16 protein-coding genes and 5 pseudogenes are annotated in these 24,017 nt (G+C 71.7%); 11 read left to right on the forward strand and 10 right to left on the reverse strand.

Translation table 11 applies throughout. From position 1 onward, the window contains the following. Nucleotides 1–834: a diaminopimelate epimerase gene (gene dapF, locus QQG74_RS08160; RefSeq protein ID WP_341719679.1), complete on the forward strand. Its 834-nt coding sequence runs from the start codon at nucleotides 1–3 to the stop codon at nucleotides 832–834. Between the two features lie 177 nt (nucleotides 835–1,011). Here the strand turns inward: dapF and QQG74_RS08165 are convergent. Further along, a pseudogene (locus QQG74_RS08165) lies at nucleotides 1,012–2,210 on the reverse strand (IS110 family transposase). A 249-nt stretch (nucleotides 2,211–2,459) separates the two neighbouring features. Further along, nucleotides 2,460–3,932, reverse strand: a complete 1,473-nt coding sequence (locus tag QQG74_RS08170) for an NAD-dependent malic enzyme (protein WP_341719680.1) — start codon at nucleotides 3,930–3,932, stop codon at nucleotides 2,460–2,462. Between the two features lie 175 nt (nucleotides 3,933–4,107). Here QQG74_RS08170 and hflX point away from each other — a divergent pair, with 175 nt between their 5' ends. Both hflX and QQG74_RS08180 read left to right on the forward strand, forming a co-directional pair. Continuing rightward, nucleotides 4,108–5,556 (forward strand): GTPase HflX, encoded by a 1,449-nt coding sequence (gene hflX, locus QQG74_RS08175; RefSeq protein ID WP_341719681.1) that lies wholly within the window; start codon nucleotides 4,108–4,110, stop codon nucleotides 5,554–5,556. A 52-nt stretch (nucleotides 5,557–5,608) separates the two neighbouring features. Next, nucleotides 5,609–7,380 (forward strand): annotated as a pseudogene (locus QQG74_RS08180) (hypothetical protein). A gap of 191 nt (nucleotides 7,381–7,571) precedes the next feature. Here the strand turns inward: QQG74_RS08180 and lexA are convergent. Then, entirely contained in the window at nucleotides 7,572–8,354 is a 783-nt protein-coding gene (gene lexA, locus QQG74_RS08185) for a transcriptional repressor LexA (RefSeq protein WP_341719682.1), read from the reverse strand. A gap of 564 nt (nucleotides 8,355–8,918) precedes the next feature. Here lexA and nrdR point away from each other — a divergent pair. From nrdR to QQG74_RS08205, 4 genes and pseudogenes are all read left to right on the forward strand, one after another. Continuing rightward, nucleotides 8,919–9,407, forward strand: a complete 489-nt coding sequence (gene nrdR / locus QQG74_RS08190) for a transcriptional regulator NrdR (protein WP_341719683.1) — start codon at nucleotides 8,919–8,921, stop codon at nucleotides 9,405–9,407. Nucleotides 9,408–9,471: 64 nt separating this feature from the next. Continuing rightward, nucleotides 9,472–11,115 (forward strand): annotated as a pseudogene (locus QQG74_RS08195) (vitamin B12-dependent ribonucleotide reductase); the annotation flags it as partial. Nucleotides 11,116–11,550: 435 nt separating this feature from the next. After that, nucleotides 11,551–12,399 (forward strand): annotated as a pseudogene (locus tag QQG74_RS08200) (LAGLIDADG family homing endonuclease); the annotation flags it as partial. Nucleotides 12,400–12,402: 3 nt separating this feature from the next. Beyond that, nucleotides 12,403–13,647 (forward strand): annotated as a pseudogene (locus tag QQG74_RS08205) (vitamin B12-dependent ribonucleotide reductase); the annotation flags it as partial. Between the two features lie 68 nt (nucleotides 13,648–13,715). Here the strand turns inward: QQG74_RS08205 and QQG74_RS08210 are convergent. The 3 genes from QQG74_RS08210 to QQG74_RS08220 form a co-directional block, all read right to left on the reverse strand. After that, entirely contained in the window at nucleotides 13,716–14,162 is a 447-nt protein-coding gene (locus tag QQG74_RS08210; RefSeq protein WP_341721172.1) for a DUF6010 family protein, read from the reverse strand. Nucleotides 14,163–14,640: 478 nt separating this feature from the next. Continuing rightward, nucleotides 14,641–15,855, reverse strand: coding sequence for a DUF6596 domain-containing protein (locus QQG74_RS08215; RefSeq protein ID WP_341721173.1), 1,215 nt, complete (start codon nucleotides 15,853–15,855; stop codon nucleotides 14,641–14,643). 107 nt (nucleotides 15,856–15,962) lie between these two features. Continuing rightward, entirely contained in the window at nucleotides 15,963–16,304 is a 342-nt protein-coding gene (locus QQG74_RS08220) for a YciI family protein (protein ID WP_341719684.1), read from the reverse strand. A 351-nt stretch (nucleotides 16,305–16,655) separates the two neighbouring features. On the opposite strand from QQG74_RS08220, the gene QQG74_RS08225 reads away from it, so the two are divergent. Continuing rightward, nucleotides 16,656–16,895, forward strand: coding sequence for a DUF5522 domain-containing protein (locus QQG74_RS08225; RefSeq protein WP_341719685.1), 240 nt, complete (start codon nucleotides 16,656–16,658; stop codon nucleotides 16,893–16,895). Nucleotides 16,896–16,955: 60 nt separating this feature from the next. Here QQG74_RS08225 and QQG74_RS08230 read toward each other — a convergent pair whose 3' ends face one another. Continuing rightward, entirely contained in the window at nucleotides 16,956–17,645 is a 690-nt protein-coding gene (locus tag QQG74_RS08230) for a metal-dependent transcriptional regulator (protein ID WP_341719686.1), read from the reverse strand. A gap of 171 nt (nucleotides 17,646–17,816) precedes the next feature. Between QQG74_RS08230 and QQG74_RS08235 the strand changes: the two genes are divergently transcribed. The 3 genes from QQG74_RS08235 (at nucleotide 17,817) to QQG74_RS08245 (ending at nucleotide 22,505) form a co-directional block, all read left to right on the forward strand. Next, nucleotides 17,817–18,659, forward strand: coding sequence for a sulfurtransferase (locus QQG74_RS08235; protein WP_341719687.1), 843 nt, complete (start codon nucleotides 17,817–17,819; stop codon nucleotides 18,657–18,659). Nucleotides 18,660–18,742: 83 nt separating this feature from the next. Then, on the forward strand, nucleotides 18,743–19,924 hold the full coding sequence (locus QQG74_RS08240) for an acetoin utilization protein AcuC (RefSeq protein ID WP_341719688.1): 1,182 nt from the start codon (nucleotides 18,743–18,745) through the stop codon (nucleotides 19,922–19,924). A gap of 25 nt (nucleotides 19,925–19,949) precedes the next feature. Beyond that, on the forward strand, nucleotides 19,950–22,505 hold the full coding sequence (locus QQG74_RS08245; RefSeq protein ID WP_341719689.1) for a GNAT family N-acetyltransferase: 2,556 nt from the start codon (nucleotides 19,950–19,952) through the stop codon (nucleotides 22,503–22,505). 146 nt (nucleotides 22,506–22,651) lie between these two features. On the opposite strand, the gene QQG74_RS08250 is transcribed toward QQG74_RS08245, so the two are convergent. The 3 genes from QQG74_RS08250 to QQG74_RS08260 are packed head-to-tail and all read right to left on the reverse strand — an operon-like array spanning nucleotide 22,652 to nucleotide 23,897. Further along, complete coding sequence (locus tag QQG74_RS08250) at nucleotides 22,652–23,059, reverse strand: VOC family protein (RefSeq protein ID WP_341719690.1); 408 nt, start codon at nucleotides 23,057–23,059, stop codon at nucleotides 22,652–22,654. Next, a complete protein-coding gene (locus tag QQG74_RS08255) occupies nucleotides 23,056–23,487 on the reverse strand; it encodes an SRPBCC family protein (RefSeq protein ID WP_341721174.1) in 432 nt (143 codons plus the stop codon). Before QQG74_RS08255 ends, QQG74_RS08250 begins: the two co-directional genes overlap by 4 nt. 56 nt (nucleotides 23,488–23,543) lie before the next feature. Next, on the reverse strand, nucleotides 23,544–23,897 hold the full coding sequence (locus tag QQG74_RS08260; RefSeq protein ID WP_341719691.1) for a metalloregulator ArsR/SmtB family transcription factor: 354 nt from the start codon (nucleotides 23,895–23,897) through the stop codon (nucleotides 23,544–23,546). Between the last annotated feature and the right edge of the window lie 120 nt (nucleotides 23,898–24,017).

A 24,017-nucleotide genomic window follows, 5' to 3' on the forward strand; every position in this document is an offset into this window, starting at 1 on the left:
GTGGAGTTCACCAAGGGACACGGCACCGGCAACGACTTCGTGATCCTGCCCGACCCGGACGGCGCGCTCGACCTGACGCCCGACCTGGTGGCAGCGATCTGCGACCGGCGGCGGGGGCTTGGCGGCGACGGCGTGTTGCGGGTGGTCCGGGCGGCCAAACACCCCGACGGCGCCGCGCTGGCCGACTCGGCGGAGTGGTTCATGGACTACTGGAACTCCGACGGATCCTTCGCCGAGATGTGCGGCAACGGTGCCCGGGTCTTCGTCCGGTACCTGCTGGACACCGGGCTGGCCGCGCCGGCCGGCGGGGCGTTGCCGGTGGCGACCCGGGCCGGACTGGTCCGCGCCCGGGTCGACGGCGAGGCCATCGCCGTCGAGATGCGCCGTCCCCGGCGGTACGCGACCTCGACCGCCGCCCTGGGCGGGCTGACCCTGCCGGGCACCGCGGTCGACGTCGGCAACCCCCACCTTGTCTGTCCGCTGCCGGCCGGGCTGGACCTGGCCGGGCTGGACCTGACCCGGGCACCCAACTTCGACCCGGCGCTCTTCCCGTCCGGGGTGAACGTCGAGTTCACCGTGCCCGGCGGCCCGGTCGACGGCGTCGACGCGCATGTGCTGATGCGGGTCTACGAGCGCGGTTCCGCCGAAACCCTGTCCTGCGGCACCGGTGCCTGTGCGGTCGCTGCCGTGGCGCTGCACGACGCCGACCAGGAGACCGGCACGGTAGCCGTCGACGTCCCCGGCGGACGCCTCACCGTCACCCTCAACGACGACTCCTGCTGGCTCTCCGGCCCCGCCACCCTGGTCGCCACCGGCACCCTAACCCTCCCCTAACCCCACCCACCCCACCCACCCCACCCACCCCACCCACCCCACCCCTGCGCCGATCTTGCAGTTTTGGTCGCCGAATTGTGAGGCTTGCAGCGGGTCTGTCCCGACAAAAAGTGCAAGATCGGCGGCGGGCGGCGGGCGGCGGGGGTGTGGGGGTGGGGGGTGTCCCTATGGGTTTCGTCAAGCGGGGACGGGGCTGGTCGGGCGGGGTTGGTAGGGGATCTTGTCGCGGAGCATGGCGTATAGGACGTCGCAGCGGCGTCGGGCGAGGCAGATGAGGGCGGCGTTGTGGCGTTTACCTTCGGCGCGTTTGCGGTCGTAGTAGGCGCGGCTGACGGGGTCTGCGAGGGATGCGAACGCGGCGAGGAAGAACGCGCGTTTGAGGTTCTTGTTGCCGCCTCGGGGTGGGTGCTCGCCGCGGATGCTGGTGCCGGAGCGTCGGGTGACGGGGGCGAGGCCGGCGTAGGCGGCGAGGTGGCCGGGGTGGCGAAGGCGGTGCCGTCGCCGACTTCGAGCAGGATCTGGGCGGCGGTCCTGACGCCGATGCCGGGCATCGATGTCAGGACCGGGGCAAGAGGGTGTGCATCAAGCATCCTCTCGACCTGGTCGGCGACTTGGTCGCGTTGGTGTAGGACGTCGCGGAGGCTGTCGGCGAGACGGGGCAGGATCGTCTCGGCTGCTTGGGTGCCGGGGACGGTGACGGTCTGTTCGTCGAGGGCTGCCATGAGCTGTTCGATGAGCCGTTCACCCATGCGGGGTGCGTGGACGGCGGCGATCGAGAGTAGTTTGCGGCGACCGGCTTTGCGGAGTCCGGCCGGTCCGCCGCAGCGCGACAGCAACTCCAGCACGGCCTTGTGGTGCACCTTCGGGCCGAGAACCCGTTCCAGGGCGGGATGAATCTGGGTGAGTAGTCCCCGGATACGGTTCGACACGCGCGTGGCCTCGCCAGCGAGGTCGTCGTCGAAGCCGACGAGGACCTCCAACTCGGCCAGAGCCTCATCTCCGACGTCGACCCGCCGCAGCGTGTGCGGCAGGGTGCGGGCGGCATCAGCGATGACATAGGCGTCGCGGGCGTCGGTCTTCGCGCTTCCGGGGTGCAGATCGGCGATCCGGCGCATCGCCAGGCCGGGCAGGTAGGCCACCTGATGACCGCATGCCCGAGCCACCGCGACCGGCAGGGCGCCGATCGAGGCGGGCTGGTCGACCACCACCAGCACCCGACCGTGGCCGGCGAGTTTGTCGAACAACTGCCTCAGCCGAGCCTCGGTGTTCGGCAACGGTGCGTCGTGCAGCCGCTTGCCGTCCGGCGCCAACCCGACCGCGTGATGATCACCCTTACCGACATCCAACCCGAGGTAGACGCCGTATCCGCCGTGCACCACACCCGCCTCCACGCATCGTCCGTGGCCTCGGCCACAGGTCCAGGCGTCGGACTGCCGGCACCCACGTTACGAAGAGACCAACCCCAAACAGGGCGGCCGTGTCCCTATCAGCGGTCCGCCGACGCCACCCGACCCGGCGACAACACCCCCCGGATCATGCCTACGACAGGGGCAGGAAGTCATACCGGGCCGGGCGACCGAGGAGTCCCCGGCTGGGGACGATCAAAAAGGTAACGGGTGGCGGGGTTATGGGGTGGCGGAGGCGTTGGCGGCGATTTCGGGGAGGTCGGCGGGGCCGGGGTCGGCGGCGGGCGGCGGGGTGAGGGTGGGGTTCTGCGCGGCGGCCCGGACGGCGGCGGCGACCGCCGGGGCCACCCGGGCGTCGAAGACGCTGGGCACGATGACCGTCGGGTTGATCTTTTCCTCGCCCACCACGTCGGCGATGGCCCGGGCGGCGGCGATCGCCATCTCCTCGGTGAACTCCTCGGCGTGCGCGTCGAGCATGCCGCGGAAGACGCCCGGGAAGGCGAGCACGTTGTTGATCTGGTTCGGCTGGTCGGAGCGGCCGGTGGCGACCACGGCGGCATGCTTGCGCGCCTCCCGAGGGTCGACCTCCGGGTCCGGGTTGGCCAACGCGAAGACGATCGAATTCTTGGCCATCGTCGCGATGTCGTCGCCGGTCAGCAGGTTCGGCGCGCTCACTCCGATGAAGACGTCCGCGCCGTTAAGCGCCCCGGCGAGATCACCCGAGTAGTCGTCGCGGTTGGTGTTCTCGGCCAGCCACCGCCAGGCCGGGTTGAGGTCGGTCTGGCCGCGGTGCAGGGCGCCCTGCCGGTCGTACGCGATGATGTCGCCCACGCCCTGACGCAGCAGCAGCTTCATGATCGCGGTGCCCGCCGCGCCGGCACCGGAGACCACCACCCGGACGTCCGCGAGCTGCTTGCCCACCACCCGCAGCGCGTTGGTCAGCGCAGCCAGCACGCAGATCGCGGTGCCGTGCTGGTCGTCGTGGAAGACGGGGATGTCCAGCGCCTCGCGCAGCCGTGCCTCGATCTCGAAGCAGCGCGGCGCGGCGATGTCCTCCAGGTTGATCCCGCCGTACGCCGGCGCGATCGCCTTCACGATGGCCACGATCTCGTCGGTGTCCTGGGTGTCCAGCACCACCGGCCAGGCGTCCACCCCGCCGAAGCGCTTGAAGAGCGCCGCCTTGCCCTCCATCACCGGCAGCGACGCCGCAGGACCCAGGTTGCCCAGCCCCAGCACCGCGGAGCCATCGGAGACCACCGCGACGGTGTTGCGCTTTATGGTCAACCGGCGGGCGTCGGCCGGGTTGTCCGCGATCGCCTGGCACACCCGGGCCACCCCCGGGGTGTACGCCCGGGACAGCTCGTCCCGGTTGCGCAGCGCGACCTTGGGGCTGACCTCGATCTTGCCGCCCAGGTGCAGCAGGAAGGTGCGGTCGGACACCTTGCGCACGTCCACGCCGTCCAGCTCCCGCAGCGCGTCGACGACCTGGTCGGCGTGCCCGGCGTCGGCGGTGTCGCAGGTCAGGTCGACGATCACGTGGGTCGGGTCGGAGTCGACCACGTCCAGCGCGGTGACGATGGCTCCGGCATCGCCGACCGAGGTGGTGAGCCGCCCGATCGAGGAGGCATCGGCGGGCACGGCGATCCGGATCGTGATCGAAAATCCGGCACTGGGTAGTCGGGTGGTAGCCACGCAGGTCCCTCCGTCGGCGCTGAACGGCTCGCCCGCATTTCTACTCGCCCTGCTGGCAGGCCCGACAGCCGCCCCCGCTTTTGCCGCTTCGCGCAGTGGGCATATACCAGGTGCACCAGGCGTTGACACATGTCAGGATTGCTCGGTACATGCACAGAACGGACAGGAGAGACGCTTGCCAGACCAGGAGACCTACGTTTCTTTCCCCGACGACGAGCTCGAAACCACCACCGGCGAGTACGAGCTCTCCGAGCGGCAGGCACTGCGACGGGTCCCCGGCCTCTCCACCGAGCTGACCGACGTCACCGAGGTCGAATACCGACAGCTGCGGCTGGAGCGGGTGGTCCTGGTCGGCGTCTGGACCGAGGGCAGCCAGGCCGACGCGGAGAACTCCCTCACCGAGCTGGCCGCGCTGGCCGAGACCGCCGGCTCGCAGGTGCTCGAAGGGCTCATCCAGCGGCGCAACCGGCCGGACCCGGCCACCTACATCGGTCGCGGCAAGGTCGACGACCTCGGTTCGGTGGTGGTCTCCGCCGGCGCGGACACGGTGATCTGCGACGGGGAACTCTCCCCGTCCCAACTGCGCAACCTGGAGCAGCGCACCAAGGTCAAGGTGGTCGACCGGACCGCGCTGATCCTCGACATCTTCGCCCAGCACGCCAAGAGCAAGGAAGGGCGGGCCCAGGTCGAGCTGGCCCAGCTCGAATACCTCCTGCCCCGGCTGCGGGGTTGGGGCGAGACGCTCTCCCGGCAGACCGGTGGGTCGGGCCGTGGCGGTGGCGCCGGTGGCGGCGTCGGCGTGCGTGGTCCCGGTGAGACCAAGCTGGAAACCGACAGGCGGCGCATCCGCCACCGGATCGCCCGGCTACGCCGGGAGATCAAGGCCATGCGGACGGTACGCGAGACCAAGCGCGCCCGGCGCACCCGCAACGCCATCCCGGCGGTGGCCATCGCCGGCTACACGAACGCCGGCAAGTCGAGCCTGCTGAACCGGCTCACCGGGGCGGGCGTGTTGGTGGAGGACGCGCTCTTCGCCACGCTCGACCCGACCACGCGCCGGGCCAGCACCCCCGACGGGCGGGTCTACACGCTCTCCGACACCGTCGGATTCGTCCGGCACCTGCCGCACCAGATCGTCGAGGCGTTCCGCTCGACGCTTGAGGAGGTCGCCGAGGCGGATCTGGTCGTGCACGTGGTCGACGGTGCCCACCCGGATCCGCAGGAGCAGGTCCGGGCCGTACGGGAGGTGCTCTCCGAGGTCGGTGCGGACCGGCTGCCAGAACTGCTGGTGGTCAACAAGACTGACGCGGCCGACGAGGAGACGCTGCTCCAGCTGAAGCGGCTCTGGCCGGACGCGGTCTTCGTCTCCGCGCACAGCGGGCGCGGCATCGACGAGCTACGCGAGGCGATCGAGCGGCGGTTGCCCCGCCCGGCCGTCGAGGTGCGGGTGGTGCTGCCGTACGACCGGGGTGACCTGGTGGCCCGCCTGCACCGGCAGGGCGAGGTGCTCAGCACGGCCCACCTGCCGGAGGGCACCATGCTGCACGTCCGGGTCAACGAGGCACTGGCGGCCGAGTTGGTTCCGTTCGGCGACCCGGCGGAAGCGGTCCATACCGTGCGGTAACCGCGTATCCCGCGTCACGCAACGGAAACCGGCGGCATGCGACACTTCTTTCATGCACCGCACTGTTTCCTTCGTCACGGTCGCCTTCGGCCTGCTCGGGGGCACCGTGGCACTGACGGGCACCGCTGTCGCGGCGCCGCCGCCCGCGTCGACCGTGGCCGGTGCGGCAGCGGCGCTGCCGACGGTTGCCGAGGCGTCGCTGGCGGGTCCACGAGCGCCGCTGGCCGCTGCCGGCGCGCCGCTGGTGGCCGCCCCCAAGAAACAGTGCACCGTCACCGACTCCCGGCTGCGTGAGCTCTCCGGCCTGGTGGTGACCAAGAACGGCTACATCGTCATCAACGACAGCACCGACCAGGACGACCGCAAGCGGGTCTTCTACCTCGACAAGGACTGCCAGGTCACCCGCGCGGTCCCCTATTCCGGGGCGGGGCCGTTCGACACCGAGGATCTCGCCCTCTCGCCCGACCGCAAGACGCTGTGGATCGCCGACACCGGCGACAACCCGCTCAGCCGGGAGCGCCGCGAGCGGGTGGCGGTCTGGACCATGCCGGTCAACGGCAACAAGCAGCCGACCCTGCACCGGCTCGCCTACGCCGACGGCAAGCCGCGCGACGCCGAGGCCCTGCTGGTCGGCGACGACAACCAGCCGCTGATCATCACGAAGGTCACCGCCGGCAAGGCCGAGATCTTCACCCCGGACGGCCAGCTGAAGAGCGGCGACACCGAACCGGTGCCGATGAAGCGGGTTGGCGAGATCGAGCTGCCGAAGACGGACACCGAAACCGGTTCGGTCCCTTCGGCCGCATCACGATCACCGGCGCGGCCCGTTCGCCGGACGGTTCGCGGGTGGTGCTGCGCACGTACGCCGACGCTTTCGAGTACGACATCGCAAACGGCGACATCGTGGCGGCGCTGACCACCGGCACGCCTCGGGTCACCGCGCTTGACGATCCGTTCGGCGAGGCGATCGCCTACTCGACCGACGGCAAGACCTTCCTTACCGTCTCCGACGCGGGCAGCCTGGAGGACGATGAACCGGTCGACGTCCTCAGCTACACCCCGTCCACGGAGGGGCCGAAGAACCTGGCCGAGGATTCGGACGCGGCGAAGAAGTCCGCTGGCCAGTCGTTCGTCGACGGGTTGAGCCTGGACGACATCATGTACCTGATCGCCGCCGTGGGTGTGCTCGGCGCACTCCTGGTCGGCGCGGGCATCGTCGGCATCTTCCGGGCCCGCAAGCGGCCGGCCCCGCCGGGCAACGACCGCGGCCGTGGCGACCGGGACGGCGACGGCCCGGGGCCGACCGGCAAGGACGACGGGTCCGGCCCACCGCCGGAGCGACCGCGAGGCGGGGTCTACGGCGGCGGGGCGCCGGGCGGCAACGTCTACGGCGGCTCGCCGAACGGCGAGCGGTCCGGAGCCCGACCGGGGCCGGTCTACGGCGGCCGAGGCGGCGCTGGCGCTGCCCGACCGGCCCAGGGCGGCGGCGTGTACGGCGGCGGCCCTCGGCCGGCGGAGGGCGTTCCCGGTGCCGGTGGGCGACCCAACGGTGGCCGGCCGGCCGGCGGTGGGCGGGGCGGTGGCGGTGGCGGTGTCTACGGCGGCGGCGGAGCTGGCGGCGGCGGGCGGGTCGAGTCGCCTCGCGGTGGGCGGGTCGAGCCGCCCCGGGGCGGGCGGGTCGAGCCGCCTCGCGGTGGTCGGGCCGAGCCACCCCGGCGCGGTGGCCCGGCCGAGCCGGACCAGCGCGGCCGACGTCCGGGGCGCTATCGCGAGGACGGCTCGGAGCCGCACGGTAACTACGGCTACCGAGGCGACCGGTACTGAGTCTCCGGCCTGCGTCGTCTCCGGCCTGCGTCGTCTCCGGCCTGCGTCGTCTCCGGCCTGCGTCGTCTCCGGCCTGCGTCGTCTCCGGCCTGCGCCGTCTCCGGCCTGCACCGGTCGTGATCCTGGCCAACACCGGTCGGGCCGGCTGACCCGGTGCTGGGCTCGACGGCCGACCGGCCGCGCGGAACGGGTCAGATGCGGCGCAGCACGGCGACCACCCGGCCCATGATCGTGGCGTCGTCGCCCGGGATCGGGTCGAAGGCCGGATTCTGCGGCATCAGCCAGACGTGGCCGTCGCGGCGGCGGTAGGTCTTCACCGTCGCCTCGCCGTCGAGCATGGCGGCGACGATCTCGCCGGAGTCCGCGGTCGGCTGCTGCCGGACCACCACCCAGTCCCCGTCGCAGATCGCCGCGTCGAGCATCGAGTCGCCCTTGACCTGGAGCATGAAGACCTCGCCCTCGCCGACGAGTTCCCGGGGCAGCGGGAAGACATCCTCCATCGACTGTTCGGCGAGGATCGGCCCACCGGCGGCGATTCGGCCGAGCATCGGCACGTACGCGGGCGCCGGGCGCTGCGAGCGGCTCAGCTCGTCGTCCACGTCGTTTGGCGAGCGGACATCCACCGCTCGGGGCCGGTTCGGGTCGCGGCGCAGGAAGCCCTTCTTCTCCAGCTCCTTGAGCTGGTAGGCGACGCTGGACGGGGAGACCAGCCCCACCGCCTCACCGATCTCACGCACGCTTGGCGGGTAACCGTGCCGCTCCACCCAGGTGCGGATGAAGTCGAGGATGCGTCGCTGCCGGGCGGTCAGGTCGACCGTGGCCGGGTCGGGAAAGGCACTGGCCACCGGCGTGACCGAACGCAGGGCCGGCGGCCCGCTGCGGGTGCGGGAGACGCTGCGGCGGCGGCCGGCCGGCGGGCCCGCCTCGGTGCTCTGTTGCGGGCTCTGTGGCCGGGTGGCCCGGTCCTCGGTCACGTCCGTCCTCCCTGGTCGGCGCTGGGTGCCTCGGCGGCTCGTGGTGCGTGTGGTTGCTGCGGCCGGTGGCAGTCGACCATGGTCACCTCCGGCTGTTGATGACCGTATAGGTGAGATCGGTCATTTTCAAACATCTGTACGACGTGGCTCCGCGTGTCGGGCCGGAAAAGCGCGACAGTCGTACGCCCGTTCTGATAAATGGTACGTCTGGTCGAACGGGTGTTCGACCCCGTCCGGATTGGTGGGCGATCCTGCCCGGCCGGGTGGTAACCGGTGTCACCGCGGTGCGTTGGGCCCTCGGGTTGCGCCGGAAGGGGGGAGCGGGTGGGCTGTCAGGTGACGCGCCGGACACGCCGGTCAACTTGACCTCGGATCGCCGGCCACATACGGTCGACCCCTAGATGTAGTAGTCACAAGGGCGTAAGTCGCCTATAGGTTGGGTTCGACTACCGACCGCACTCCTGGACCGTCGATCCGGCGGCCATCCTGCGGGATGGCTTCGCCGTGCTGACGCGTGCCCGGGGGCGGGCGGGGCGTACCCGTGTCGATCGAGGAGGTCGGGCGATGCGGTGTCCGTACTGCCGGCACGCCGACTCCCGGGTGGTCGACTCGCGGGAGGCCGACGACGGCCAGCTGATCCGTCGGCGGCGTTCCTGCCCGGAGTGTGGCAAACGGTTCACCACCGTCGAGGAGGCGGTGCTTGCGGTGGTCAAGCGCAGCGGGGTGACCGAGCCGTTCAGCCGTACGAAGATCATCGGCGGGGTACGCAAGGCGTGCCAGGGCCGGCCGGTCGACGAGGACTCGATCGCGATCCTGGCGCAGCGGGTCGAGGAGACCATCCGGGCCAAGGGGGCCGCCGAGATCCCCAGCCACGAGGTGGGGCTGGCCATCCTGGGGCCGCTCCGCGACCTGGACGAGGTCGCCTACCTGCGGTTCGCAAGCGTCTACCGGTCGTTCGACTCGCTCGCCGACTTCGAGCGGGAGATCGAGACGCTACGGGCCGCCGCGCACGCCCGGGAAGGCACCGGGGCTGCCACGACCGGCGCGCAGTGAGTTTTTTCAGCAGCAGTGACAGTCGGAACGCGCGGGGGCCCGCGCGGACGAGGGGGCGGATGAGATGCCGGGGGATGGTGTGACAACAAGCAGGTCACGAAGCAAGGCGGGCGCCGGGCTCAAGGTCGAGCGGGTCTGGACGACCGAAGGCGTGCACCCGTACGACGAGGTCGCCTGGGAGCGACGCGACGTCGTGATGACCAACTGGCGGGATGGCTCGATCAACTTCGAGCAGCGCGGGGTGGAGTTCCCGCAGAGTTGGAGCGTCAACGCGGCCAACATCGTGACCACCAAGTACTTCCGGGGCGCGGTGGGGACCCCGGAGCGGGAGTGGTCGCTGCGGCAGCTGATCGACCGGGTGGTCGACACCTACCGCACCGCCGGTGAGGAGTACGGCTACTTCGCCTCCCCGGCCGACGCCGAGGTCTTCGCCCACGAGCTGACCTGGATGCTGCTGCACCAGGTGTTCAGCTTCAACTCGCCGGTCTGGTTCAACGTCGGCACGCCCTCACCCCAGCAGGTCAGTGCGTGTTTCATCCTCTCGGTCGACGACTCGATGGACTCGATCCTCGACTGGTACAAGGAGGAGGGGCTGATCTTCAAGGGCGGCTCCGGCTCCGGGGTCAACCTGTCCCGGATCCGCTCCTCCCGGGAACTGCTCTCCTCCGGCGGCACCGCCTCCGGCCCGGTCAGCTTCATGCGAGGCGCGGACGCCAGCGCCGGCACCATCAAATCCGGCGGGGCCACCCGGCGCGCGGCCAAGATGGTCATCCTCGACGTCGACCACCCCGACATCGAGGAGTTCGTGGTCACCAAGGCGCGCGAGGAGGACAAGATCCGCGCGCTGCGCGACGCCGGGTTCGACATGGACCTGGGCGGCGCCGACATCGTCAGCGTGCAGTACCAGAACGCCAACAACTCGGTCCGGGTCTCCGACGAGTTCATGACCGCGGTGGAGAACGGCGGCGGCTTCGACCTGCGCGGTCGGCTCGACGGGCAGACCATCGAGACGATCGACGCGAAGAAGCTGTTCCGCACCATCGCCCAGGCCGCCTGGGAGTGCGCCGACCCGGGTCTCCAGTACGACGACACCATCAACGACTGGCACACCTGCCCGGAGACCGGCCGGATCACCGCGTCGAACCCGTGCTCGGAGTACCTGCACCTGGACAACTCCTCGTGCAACCTGGCCTCGCTGAACCTGATGAAGTTCCTCCGCGCCGACGGTGGCTTCGAGGTGGAGAAGTTCGTCAGGTCGGTCGAGTTCGTGATCACCGCGATGGACATCTCGATCTGCTTCGCCGACTTCCCGACCGAGAAGATCGGCGAGACCACCCGGGCCTACCGGCAGCTCGGCATCGGGTACGCCAACCTCGGCGCCCTGCTGATGGCCTCCGGCCTGCCGTACGACTCGGAGCAGGGGCGCTCCCTCGCGGCGGCGATCACCTCGCTGATGACCGGCACCGCGTACCGCCGCTCGGCCGAGCTGGCCGGCATCGTCGGCGCGTACGACGGCTACGCCCGCAACGCCGAGCCGCACAAGCGGGTCATGCGCAAGCACGCCGCCGCAAACGACCAGATCAAGCCGACCGGCCCGGTGGCCACCGCAGTGGTCCGCGAGGCCACCAAGCAGTGGACCCAGGGCAACAAGATCGGCGACAAGAACGGCTGGCGCAACTCGCAGGCCGCGGTGCTCGCACCCACCGGCTGCCTGACCGCGGACACGATTGTCACCACCGACCGGGGTCTGACTCGTCTGGGTGAGATCGGCGACGTGTACGGCGACCGCTGGCAGGACCTGGACATGCAGGTCTCCACGGATGAGGGTGCCCGCCGGGCGACGAAGTTCTTCGTCAACGGTGAGGAGCCGACCCGGCGTGTGGTCACCGACGGCGGCTACGCGATCCAGGGCACCCTGGCCCACCGGATCAAGGTCGTGGACCCGCAGTCCGGCGAGTGGGTCTGGAAGCGGATGGCCGACGTCGCCCCGAACGACCTGGTGCCGATTCAGCTCGGCACGCTGGTCGGCGAGCCGCGTCGAGTGCCGCTGCCCGTGCTCGACCAGGCGTACCACGCAGGTGACCGCCGGCTGTACGTGCCCGACCACGTCGATGCGGAGCTTGCCGAACTGGTCGGCTACTTCATGGGCGACGGCAGCCTGCATGCCAAGGGCGTCCGGTTCTGCGTCGCCGACGCCGACCTGGATGTCGTCGAGCGGCTCCGGGTGCTCGGCAAGGGCCTCTTCGGTCTGGAGCCGGTGGTCACGGCGCAGACCGGCTACCAGGAGGTGACCTTCCAGTCGGTGCGGCTGGCCCGGTGGTGGCAGGCGGCGGGCTTCGCCAAGACCCTGCCGCACGTCGAGCACACCGGCAAGGGCTGGTCGCCCCGGGTGCCGTCGGCGATCCTGGAGACCAACGACCCCGCCGTCTACGCGGCGTTCCTGCGCGGTCTCTTCGAGGCCGACGGCACGGTCATCGAAGGTGTGCCATCGGTCTCGACCGCGACCGAATCCTTCGCCGCCGAGGTTCGTACCCTGCTGCTCACGCTCGGCATGGCCACCACCACCCGGCAGACGACCAGCGGCATTGGCTCGACCGTGTGGCAGGTCCGGCTGCGCAACATGGAGCACGCCCTGGCGTTCGACGAGGTGATCGGCTTCGTCGGTGAGCGCAAGGCCCACCTGCTGGTCGTCGAGCCGACCCAGACCGGCAACCGGGACCGCATCCACCTGCCCAAGGCGCTGTGGGACCTGCTCGTGCCGGCCGGGCACGAACTGCGCGACACGCTGACCCAGTCGCTGCGCAGGACCGGGGGAGTGCCCCGGGCGGTGGCGATGCGGATCTTCGCCGAGACCGGTGACGACCGGCTCGGGCACGCGCTCGGCTACCTCTTCGAGACGGTCGCCGCGAACGAGGACGGCGGCATCCAGCCGACCTACGACCTGTCGGTGCCGGAGAACGTCACCTACGTCGCGGGCGGTTTCGTCAGCCACAACACCATCGGCCTGATGATGGATTGCGACACCACCGGTGTCGAGCCGGACCTGGCGCTTGTCAAGTTCAAGAAGCTGGTCGGCGGCGGCTCGATGCAGATCGTCAACCAGACCGTGCCGCGCGCCCTGCGCAGCCTCGGCTACCCCGAGGAGCAGGTCGAGGCGATCGTCGAGCACATCGCCGACCACGGCCACGTGGTGGACGCCCCGGGTCTCAAGCCGGAGCACTACCCGGTCTTCGACTGCGCGATGGGCGAGCGCTCCATCGCGCCGATGGGCCACGTGCGGATGATGGCGGCGGTCCAGCCGTTCATCTCCGGCGCCATCTCCAAGACGGTGAACATGCCCGAGCAGGCCACCGTCGAGGACGTCGAGAAGATCTACTTCGAGGGCTGGAAGCTCGGCCTGAAGGCGCTGGCGATCTACCGGGACAACTGCAAGGTCGGCCAGCCGCTGTCGGCGGCGAAGTCCAACAAGGCCGTCGAGCCGACTGCGGCCACGGCTTCGGCCGAGGTCGAGAAGGTCGTGGAGAAGGTCGTCGAGTACCGCCCGGTGCGCAAGCGGCTGCCGAAGAAGCGCCCGTCGGAGACCATCTCCTTCTCGGTCGGTGGCGCCGAGGGCTACCTCACCGCGTCGTCGTACCCGGACGACGGCCTCGGCGAGGTCTTCCTCAAGATGTCCAAGCAGGGCTCCACCCTGGCCGGCGTGATGGACGCCTTCTCGGTGGCCATCTCCATCGGTCTCCAGTACGGCGTGCCGCTGGAGACGTACGTCAGCAAGTTCACGAACATGCGCTTCGAGCCGGCCGGCATGACCGACGACCCGGACGTGCGGATGGCCGCCTCGGTGATGGACTACATCTTCCGTCGCCTGGCGCTGGACTTCCTGCCCTACGAGCGCCGTGCCGAGCTGGGCATCTTCACCGCCAAGGAGCGGGCCGCCCAGTTGGCGGCCGAGGCCGAGGCCGAGGCGAACGGCACGGACCTCACCGCCATGGCCGCCTCCGCCCCGGTGGAGAACAAGCCGGAGGAGGTCAAGAGCGGTCCGGTCGCCCAGCCGGCCCAGGAACTCGCCGAGGTCGCCGCCGTCAAGCCGGCACCGGCGGTCGGTTCCAGCACCGAACTGCTTGAGGCCGTGATCGGCAAGGCCGCCGACGCACCGCTCTGCTTCACCTGCGGTACGAAGATGCGCCCGGCCGGTAGCTGCTACGTCTGCGAGGGCTGCGGCTCCACAAGCGGTTGCAGCTGACGTACGCCCGAACCGGCGTCCGCCCGAGCTCCCAGGAGGTCGGGCGGACGCCGGTTCTGTTGTTGCGATCAGCGGCGGCCGGCCGGGGCGGAGATCACCTGGTTCGGGTCGGCGCTTCGGGCCGAACTCCGGGTCGAGCTGGACAGCAGGCGAGGCAGGTCTCGGATCGACCAGCCGCCGGTCAGGCACCAGAGCGCGATGACCGGGTCGCAGACCGCGCAGCCGAACGACGAGTCGGGCACGAACGGGATGATCGGGCTGCCCTTGAGATGGTGCACCACGTCCCAGCCGGTGTGCAGCAACCAGCCGACGCCGATCCACCGCCACGACTCCAGCCCTCGGTAGGCCACGCAGACCAGCACCGCCACGAACGGGAACTCCCATCCGCCGAGCCCACCGCCGCTGAGGTACGCCGCACCCGCCCCGGCGATCATGATCGCGTTGAACCGGCGACGGTGTGGTTCCCGGATCAGCGAGTTGAGGCAGACGTAGCAGACGACGATGAGCAGCCGCAGCCGAGCTGGCCCGCCGCCATCCGACGGTGACCGTCGACCCGGACGTGCTCTTCATCGATGACGGTGCGGTGCTGACCTCGGCCGGTGCCGCTGCCGGTCTCGACCTCTGCCTGCACGTGGTACGCCGTGACCACGGTGCGGCGGTCGCCGCCGACACCGCCCGCAGTTGCGTGATGCCGCTGGAGCGGACCGGGGGACAGGCGCAGTTCATCGCGTACGAGCCGCCGGTACCGGCCGGGCACAGCCTCCAGCCGCTGCTGGCGTGGCTGACCGACAACCTGCACCGGCCACTCACGCTTACCGAGATCGCCGCGTACGCGATGATGAGCCCGAGGTCGTTGAGCCGGCACTTCCGCGAGCAGACCACCCCCACCCCCACCCTCGCGCGCCGATCTTGCACTTTCCGTCCGGACAAAAGTCGCGAACCCCGCATATCAGCGACCGAAAGTGCAAGATCGGCGAGGGGTGGGGGAGGGGGTCACGGGGTGGGCAGGGTGGCGAGGCGGGCGGTGAGGAAGTCCCGCTCGGCATCGTTGTCGACCAGGGCCAGGGCCGCGCGGTACGCCTCGGCGGCCTCCGCGTGGCGGTCCAGCCGGCGCAGCAGGTCGGCGCGGATCGCCGACAGGTAGTGGTAACCGGCCAGCTGCCCGTCCTCGGCGAGCGTGTCGACCTCGGCGAGCGCCCCGGCCGGCCCGTGCACCATCGACACCGCCACCGCGCGGTTCAACGCCACGACCGGGGACGGCCAGGCGCGGGCCAGCGCGTCGTAGAGCGCGACGATCTGCGGCCAGTCGGTCGCCTGGTAGCTGGGCGCCAGGGCGTGCAGCGAGGCGATGGCGGCCTGGAGCGCGTACCGGCCGACCCGCCCGGTGCGGAACGCCTCGACCACCAGACGGCGGCCCTCGTCGATGGCGGTCCGGTCCCAGGCGGAGCGGTCCTGATCCTCGATCCGGAGCAGCCGGCCCCGCTCGTCGGTGCGGGTGGCCCGGCGGGCGTCGGTGAGCAGCAGCAGGGCGAGCAGCCCGCGCACCTCCGGCTCGTCGGGCATCAGGGTGAGCAGCATCCGGGCCAGGTGCAGCGCCCGGTCCACCAGGTCGGCGCGGACCAGGTCGGCCCCGGAGGGCGCGGTGTGCCCGGTGGTGTAGAGCAGGTGTACGACGGTGAGCACCGCGTCCAGCCGCTCGGGCAGCTCGGCGGCTTCCGGCACCCGGTAGGGGATCCGGGCTGCGGCAATCTTCTTCTTGGCCCGGGTGACCCGGGCCGCCATGGTCGGCTCGGTGACCAGGAAGGCGCGGGCGATGTCCCCGGTGCCCACCCCGCAGACCAGGCGCAGGGTGAGCGCCACCTGGGCCTGGCGGGCGAGTGCCGGATGGCAGCAGGTGAAGACCAGGCGCAGCCGGTCGTCGGGTACGGCGACCTCGTCGGGCAGGTCCAGCTCGGCCGCCTCCGGCTCCACCAGCAGCGGCAGCTTGGCGCGGAGCACCTGCCGCCGGCGCAGCGCGTCGAGGGCCTTGCGTCGGGCGGTCGCGGTGAGCCACGCCCCAGGTCGGTCCGGTACGCCGTCCCGGGCCCACGCCCCCAGCGCGGCGACGTACGCCTCCTGGACGCACTCCTCGGCGAGGTCGAGGTCACCGGCGACGCGCGCCGTGGCGGCGAGTACGAAGGCCCACTCGCGCCGGTGCGCCTCGGCCACGGCGTGTTCCGCCTGTTCGGCCAGGGCCTGTTCGGCCGTGTTGGTCAGGGCGTGCTCCGCCGGGTCGGCCAGGGCCTGTTCGGCCGGGTCGGAATGAGGCCGATCGCTCACTCGGCGGGCGGCACGAACAGCGGCCGGACCTCCACCCCGCCGTGAATGGTGGCCGGGTTGAGCTTGGCGATCTTCAGGGCGACGTCCAGGTCGGGCGCCTCCAGGACGAAGAACCCGGCGACGACCTCCTTGGCCTCGATGAACGGGCCGTCGGTGACGATGTCGCCGCGTACCGCCGTGGCCGTGGTGCTCGGCGCCAACGCGAAACCGGCGACGATCTGCCCACCCAGCTCCGCCACCTGAGCCGGGTAACGTTCGAGCAGCGCCACGTAGTCGGGGGTGAGTTCCATCGGGTCGGCCGGTGCCGGCGAGTAGATCAGGACTGCGTACTGGGCCATGGTGCCTCCTCGAATCGCTGCTTATCCTCTGCTCAACCGACGCATGAGGCCAGCGCGAATCGACCGCTACCGGAAGAAATTTCCGATCGCCCTGAAGCCGCCGCCCCGAAGCCGCCGCACGGGAGGCCGCCAGGCGCGACGCCGACCGCACCGAGGCCGCCCGCCGCGAGGCCGCCGCACGGAGGCCGCCAGGCGCGACGCCGACCGCACCGAGATCGCCGCCGCGAGGCCGCCGCACGGGAGGCCGCCAGGCGCGACGCCGACCGCACCGAGGCCGCGAGCCCCGACGCCGGCTGCCCGGACACCGCCGCCTCGCCGACGACGGGTCGTCGGCTGCCTAGACTGCCGCGAATGAGCGGTGAGCGACGGCGCCTGGCGGCACGGCCCCTGACCGAGCCACATCCGTCTCGGCTGTCACCCGAGCACCCGGAGCGGGAGCGGATCCTGGCGGCCCACGCCGACGCGCTGGCCGCCGGGGAGGCCGGCTACCTCGACCCGGCCACCGGCCTCTTCGTGCTCACCGCAGGCTTTCTCGCCCAGCGTGGGACCTGCTGCGGTCGGGGCTGCCGGCACTGCCCGTACCTGCGATGATCCGGCCCGTACCTGCGATGATCCGGCCCGTACCTGCGACGATCCGCTCCCGGGTGGTGATCAGGCGGCGGCGACGAAGACCCGGGACGCGACCTCGCGGGGCAGCCGGACGCTCTCCCCGGAGCGGTCGATGGAGACCCCGTCGCGTTCCTGGGCGACCGTGACCATGGCGCCCGGGTCGACCCCGGCGGCGTGCAGCTGCCGGAGCACCGTCGCGTCCGTCTGCACGCTCTCGCAGATCCGCCGGACGATCACCTTGCCGGTCAGGCCGGGGAAGGCCAGGTTGCGCTCCGCGTCGGTCGGCTCCGGCTCGGCCTCACCCGGCGAGCCGAGCGCCTCCAGGCCGGGGATGGGGTTGCCGTACGGCGACCGGGTCGGCCGATTGAGCAGGTCGTAGACCCGCTTCTCGACCGCGTCGCTCATCACGTGCTCCCAGCGGCAGGCCTCCTCGTGGGCCTCCTCGTAGGGCATCCCGATCACGTTCACCAGCAGCAGCTCGGCGAGCCGGTGCTTGCGCATCACCGACACGGCGGTGCTGCGGCCCAGCTCGGTGAGGCTCAGGTGCCGGTCACCCTCGACGGTGAGCAGGCCGTCGCGCTCCATCCGGGCGACGGTCTGGCTGACGGTGGGGCCACTCTGGCGCAACCGTTCGGCGATCCGGGCGCGCAACGGCGGCACGCCCTCCTCCTCGAGTTCGAGGATCGTACGCAAATACATCTCGGTCGTGTCCACTAGGTCATGACTTTTCACTTTCGCCCCTTTTGTCCGAAGGTGGCGAAGGTAGCTTCGCGCGCAGTGGTATCGACCAGGTCGTGAGACTTCATAGTGTCAGCGGCCCTCCGGTGATCTATGGTACCGCGCCGCACGTCGGAGGGGCTTCGACGAATCGCGCCCGGTTACAGATGGTGTTGACTGGACGCCATGTCCGACACCGAGGAGCTTCTGGTCGAGGCCGGGCGGCTCGCCGCCGAACTCGACGCGGCCGATCCGCCCACCCTGCTCGATGTCCGTTGGCGGCTGATCGGGCCGCCGGGTCGGGACGACTACGCGGCGGGGCACCTGCCCGGCGCGGTCTTCGTCGATCTGGATACCGCGTTGTGTGGCCCGCCGGGCCCGGCGGGGCGGCACCCGCTGCCCGACCCGGCCGCGTTGCAGGCGGCGTTGCGGGCCGCCGGGGTACGCGCCGGTCATCCGGTGGTGGTGTACGACGGTGGCGACGGAATGGCCGCGGCCCGTGCCTGGTGGACGCTGCGTTGGGCGGGGCACCGGCCGGTCCGGCTGCTCTCCGGCGGCTACCCGGCCTGGCTCGCCGCCGGGTTGCCCACAAGCACCGACGCGCCGATCCCGGTCGCGGGCGATGTGGTCGTCGCGCCGGGTGCCCTGCCGGTGCTCGACGCCACGGCCGCCGCCCGGCTGGCCGCTGGCGGCGATGGTGTGCTGCTCGACGTGCGTGCCGCCCCGCGCTATCGGGGCGAACACGAGCCGATCGATCCGGTCGCCGGTCACGTGCCGGGTGCGGTGAACCTGCCGGCGCCGGAGTACGTCACCGAGGGCCGGTTTCCGGCCGCCGAGGTGCTGCGTGACCGGTTCGCGGCCGTCGGGGTGGCCGACGGTGCGGCGGTCGGCGCGTACTGCGGCTCCGGGGTGACCGCCGCGCAGGCCGTGCTGGCGCTGCACCTCGCCGGCCGGCCGGACGCCGCGCTCTATGTCGGCTCCTGGAGCAACTGGGTCGCCGACCCGGATCGGCCGGTGGCCAGGTCGTGACCGGTCCCGGCGCCCGGCTGCGGACGGACGCACCCTCGGCCGCCGGACCGGCCGCCCGGCCGGCCTCGTGCGACCATGGGCAGATGTCCGACGACACGGTGGTGGTGTGGGACGAGTCGCTGCTCGCCTACGACCTCGGTGACCATCCGCTCGATCCGGTGCGGGTCGAGTTGACCATCGCGCTCGCCCGGGAACTCGGCGTCCTGCAACGCCCCGGTGTGCGGCTGGTCCGGCCGGCACCGGCCGACGACGCGCTGCTGACCCGGGTGCACGATCCGCGTTATCTGGACGCGGTGCGGATCGCACCGGGCGACCCGCTCTTCGCCGGCTTCGGGCTGGGCACTTCGGACAACCCGGTCTTCGAGCGGATGCACGAGTCCAGCGCGCTGATTGCCGGGGCGACCGTGGCCGCCGCCGAGGCGGTGTGGCGTGGCGAGGCCCGCCGGGCGGTGAACGTGGCCGGCGGCCTGCATCACGCCATGCCGGCGCGGGCCGCCGGGTTCTGCGTCTACAACGACCCGGCGGTGGCCATCGCCCGGCTGCTCGACCTCGGCGCGGAGCGGATCGCGTACGTCGACGTCGACGTGCACCACGGCGACGGGGTGCAGCAGATCTTCTGGGACGACCCGCGGGTGCTCACGGTGAGCCTGCACGAGACCCCGCTGGCGCTCTTTCCCGGCACCGGCTTTCCCGACGAGACCGGCGGCCCGAACGCGGCGGGCACCGCGGTCAATGTCCCATTGCCGCCCGGGGTGACGGATGCCGGCTGGCAGCGCGCCTTCCACGCGATCGTCCCGTCGGTTTTGCGGGCGTTCCGTCCGCAGTTGCTGTTCACCCAGTGCGGCGCGGACGCCCACCACAAGGACCCGCTCGCCGACCTGCATCTCTCCGTCGACGGTCAGCGGGCCACCTATCTGGCGTTGCGGGCGCTCGCCGACGAGTTGTGCGACGGGCGTTGGGTGGCCACCGGCGGCGGCGGTTACGCGTTGGTGGAGGTGGTGCCCCGAGCCTGGACGCACCTGCTGGCGGTGGCCACCGGCGCACCGCTGGAGCCGGCCGTGCTGACCCCACCGGCCTGGCGGGAGTTGGCTGCGGCCCGCCGCCCCGGCTTCGACGTGCCGCTGCGGATGACCGATGACGTCGATCCGGGGTACGAGCCGTGGCAACCCACCGGCGAGCCCAACCCGGTGGACCGGGCGATCGCCGCCACCCGCAAGGCGGTCTTCCCGCTGCTCGGCCTCGATCCGCACGATCCACGCGACTGAGCCGGCCGGGGGAGGGCCGCCAAACGTGACCACAGCCGAACAAGCCATTGACGTGCTGCTCAGCGACGGCAGCACGGTCCAGTTGCGACCCATCCGGCCCTCGGACGGGCCGGCGATCGTGGCCATGCACTCCCGCTTCTCCGAGCGCACCCGCTACCTGCGCTACTTCTCGCCGTACCCGCGCATTCCCGAGCGGGACCTGCAACGCTTCGTCAACGTCGACCACCGCGACCGGGAGGCGTTCGTGGTGCTGGCCGGCGAGCGGATCGTCGCTGTCGGCCGGTACGAGCGGCTCGGCCCGGCCGCACCGGACGCCGAGGTGGCCTTCGTGGTCGAGGACGCCTACCAGGGGCGGGGCATCGGGTCGGTGCTGCTGGAGCACCTCGCCGACGCCGCCCGGCGGGTCGGGATCGTCAACTTCGTCGCCGAGGTGTTGCCGGCCAACGGTGCGATGCTGCGGGTCTTCGCCGACTTCGGATACCAGATCCAGCGACAGTTCGCCGACGGCGTGGTGCACCTGACCTTCCCGATCGCGCCCACCGAGGCCACCCTGGAGGTGCAGCGCGGGCGGGAGCACCGCACCGAGGCCCGCTCCATCGCCCGGCTGCTCGCGCCGCGTGGCGTCGCGGTCTACGGTGCCAGCGCCACCGGCCAGGGCGTCGGCGCGGCGGTGCTCGGGCATCTGCGCGACGGCGGGTTCACCGGTGGGGTGGTGCCGGTGCATCCCACCGCCACCCGGGTGGCCGGGCTGCCCGCGTACCCGTCGGCGGCCGACGCGGGGCTGCCGGTCGACCTGGCGGTGGTCGCGGTGCCACCGGAGTCCGCGCTCGCGGTGGTCACGGACGCCGCCGCGGCCGGGGTACACGGCCTGGTCGTCATCTCCGCCGGCTTCGCCGAGGCCGGCGTCGAGGGTGCCGCCGCGCAGCGGGCGCTGGTCCGGGCGGCCCACGCGGCGGGCATGCGGGTGATCGGCCCGAACTGCCTGGGGGTGGCCAACACCGACCCGACGGTACGCCTCAACGCCACGCTCGCCCCGCGCCTGCCGGTACCCGGACGGGTCGGCATCTTCAGCCAGTCTGGCGCGTTCGGCGTGGCGCTGCTGGCCGAGGCCGATCGGCGCGGGCTCGGCCTGTCCAGCTTCGTCTCGGCCGGCAACCGGGCCGACGTCTCCGGCAACGACCTGTTGCAGTACTGGCAGGACGATCCCGCGACAGACGTGATCATGTTGTACCTGGAGACGTTCGGCAACCCGCGTAAGTTCGCCCGGCTGGCCCGGCGCATCGGCCGGGACAAGCCGGTGGTGGCCCTGGCCTCGCCGGCCCGCCCACCCGGGGTCGGCGACTCCGTCGGCCCGGACGCGACTGCGGTGAGTGCGCTGTTCGCCCAGTCCGGCGTGATCCGGGTGGACACCGTCGCCGAACTGCTCGATGTCGGGGTGCTGCTGGCCAACCAGCCGTTGCCGGCCGGAAACCGGGTGGGCATCGTCGGTAACTCCTCGGCGCTGACCGGCCTGGCGGCGACCGCCTGCGCGGCCCAGGGACTGACCGTTGCCGTGGGCTACCCCCGGGACGTCGGGCCGCGCGCCAGTGCGGCCGAGTTCGCCGAGGCGCTGGCCGAGGCCGCCGCCGCCGAGACCGTCGACGCGCTGGTGGCCCTCTTCGCGCCGCCGCTACCCGGCCAGTTCACCGGCACCGAGGCGGATTTCACCGCCGCCCTGCCCACCGCGCTCGCCGAGGCCAAGCCGGCGGTGGCGACCTTCCTGGTCGGTCGGGCACCGGCCGGGATGCCCTCCTATCCGAGCGTGGAGGAGGCGGTGCGGGCGCTCGCCCGGGTCACCGCGTACGCCGACTGGCTGCGCCGACCGCCCGGGGTGCCGCCCGAACTGCCCGATATCGACCGGGCGGCGGCCCAGGCGGCGCTGCGGGTCGACGGGGCCGATCCGCTGGCACTGCTCGGTGCGTACGGTATCGAGGTGGTCGCCTCGACTCCGGTCGGCTCGGCCGAGGAGGCCGTCGAGGCGGCGACCCGGTTCGGGTTCCCGGTGGCGTTGAAGGCGGCTGCGGCCGGCCTGCGGCACCGGCTCGACCTCGGCGCGGTTCGCCTCGACCTGCCCGACGCCGCCGCCGTGCGCCGGACGTACGCGGAACTGGCGGCGGCGTTCGGCACGGAGGTCCTGGTGCAGCCGATGGTGCCGCCCGGCGTGGCCTGCGTGGTGGAGTTGGTGGAGGATCCGGCGTTCGGCCCGGTGGTCGGATTCGGACTCGGCGGGGTCGCCACCGAACTGCTCGCCGACCGGGCCTGGCGGGCGGTGCCGTTGACCGACCGCGACGCCGCCGAGCTGGTGGACGCCCCCCGTGCGGCGCCACTGCTGCGTGGTCATCGCGGCGCCGCCCCGGTCGACCGGCAGGCCCTGGCCGACCTGCTGCTGCGGGTCGGTCGACTCGCCGACGAACAGCCCCGGGTCCGCGCCCTGACGTTGAACCCGGTGCTCGCCCGGCCGGACGGCCTGTCGGTGCTGCACGCGACCGTCCTGACCGGCTCCGCCGCCCCCCGCCCCGACACCGGCCCCCGCCGCCTGTGAGCAAGGAAGGGCCCCCTTTTAACGCCTCGTGCATAGCAAGGGCCCCCTTTTAACACCAGCTCGCCCGGTGCCAGCTCGCCCGGTGCCAGTCCGCTCGGCGCCAGCTCGCCCGGCGCCAGTCCGCTCGGCGCCAGCCGCTCGGGGTGTCAGGGGCGGCTGGAGATCTGCTGCACCGCCCAGCCGTTGCCGTCCGGGTCCTGGAAGAAGACGAAGCCGACGTTGTCCAGCGGGTCCGGCACCGGGCGGGGATTCTTCCCGACCACCTGGATTTCGCTCACCTCGACGCCTCGTTCGAGCAGCTCGGCGCGGGCCTTGTGCAGGTCCGGCACGACGAGTTGGAGACCCTTCAACGAACCCGGCGGCATGTCTGGCACCGCGTGCTTGCCGATCACGATCGAGCAGCCCGAGCCGGGCGGGGTCAACTGCACGATTCGTACGTCGTCGTTGATTTTCGTGTCATGGTCGACGACGAAGCCGAGCTGGTCGGCGTAGAACGCCTTGGCCCGGTCCAGGTCCGAGACGGGTACGACCACCACTTCCAGGGTCCAGTTCATGATGCTCCCTCTGATGTCGTCGCCAGCAGGTCGGCGAGTCGGGTGTAGCTCTCGGTGACGCCGCGGGTCATCGGGTACCGCAGTGCGGTGGCGCGTCCCTCCGGCGTGGCGAACCGCAGCGTGGTGGTGACGGTGGTCCGCCCGGCCAGCTCGGTGAAGTCGTGGCGGACCAGGGTCTGTCCCGGGTAGGACTGCTGCTCGAAGCGCTCGGTCTGCACAAGCCGGCGTGGCGGGTCGACTTCCCGGTAGACACCACTCTGGACCATCCGCTCCCCGCCGGGCCCCTGCGACACGAACCGCCAGCGCCCGCCCACCCGCAGGTCCACCTCGCATTCGACCAGCCGCCAGCCGCGTGCGCCGTACCACCGCATCAGCAGGTCGGGGCGGGTGAAGGCGGAGAAGACCAGGCGCGCCGGGGCGTCGAACATCCGGCTCAGCACGATCTCCCGGTCGCCGGGCGTGGCGACCACGAGGTGATCGTCGATCACGGCGCCTCGCCGTTGCGGTCGGCGTTCTCCATCGCGTGCAGTTCGTCGAGCAGGGCGTCGAGGCGTTGGTAGCGCTCCGCCCAGTGGTCCCGGTACGCCGCCAGCCAGGCGGTGGCCTCCCGTAGCGGATCCGCCTCCAGCCGGCAGGGGCGGCGCTGCGCCACCCGACTGCGGCTGATGAGACCGGCCCGCTCCAGCACCCGCAGGTGCTTGGAGATCGCCGGTTGGCTCATCGCGAAGGGCGCGGCGAGTTCGGTGACGGTCGCGTCGCCGGTCGCCAGCCGGGCGAGAATCGCCCGCCGGGTCGGGTCGGCCAACGCCGCGAAGGTGGCGTCCAGATCGCTGTGCACTGTATATAACCCCTTGGTTTGATAACCAAGAGGTTTGTATCGGATCTGCCCGGTCCTAGTCAAGCAGCGAACGAACAACGTCGGCCCCGGCGAACCGCCGGGGCCGACGTGGTGCCGCCC

The organism is Micromonospora sp. FIMYZ51 (assembly GCF_038246755.1).
Lineage (GTDB): Bacteria > Actinomycetota > Actinomycetes > Mycobacteriales > Micromonosporaceae > Micromonospora.

Bases quoted from the DNA above. Each gene is read 5' to 3' on its own strand.
- nrdR (WP_341719683.1), top strand. From the start codon at position 8,919: ATGCGGTGTCCGTACTGCCGGCACGCCGACTCCCGGGTGGTCGACTCG.
- QQG74_RS08220 (WP_341719684.1), bottom strand. From the start codon at position 16,304: ATGGCCCAGTACGCAGTCCTGATCTACTCGCCGGCACCGGCCGACCCG.
- QQG74_RS08225 (WP_341719685.1), top strand. From the start codon at position 16,656: ATGAGCGGTGAGCGACGGCGCCTGGCGGCACGGCCCCTGACCGAGCCA.
- QQG74_RS08235 (WP_341719687.1), top strand. From the start codon at position 17,817: ATGTCCGACACCGAGGAGCTTCTGGTCGAGGCCGGGCGGCTCGCCGCC.
- QQG74_RS08240 (WP_341719688.1), top strand. From the start codon at position 18,743: ATGTCCGACGACACGGTGGTGGTGTGGGACGAGTCGCTGCTCGCCTAC.
- QQG74_RS08250 (WP_341719690.1), bottom strand. From the start codon at position 23,059: ATGAACTGGACCCTGGAAGTGGTGGTCGTACCCGTCTCGGACCTGGAC.
- QQG74_RS08255 (WP_341721174.1), bottom strand. From the start codon at position 23,487: ATGTTCGACGCCCCGGCGCGCCTGGTCTTCTCCGCCTTCACCCGCCCC.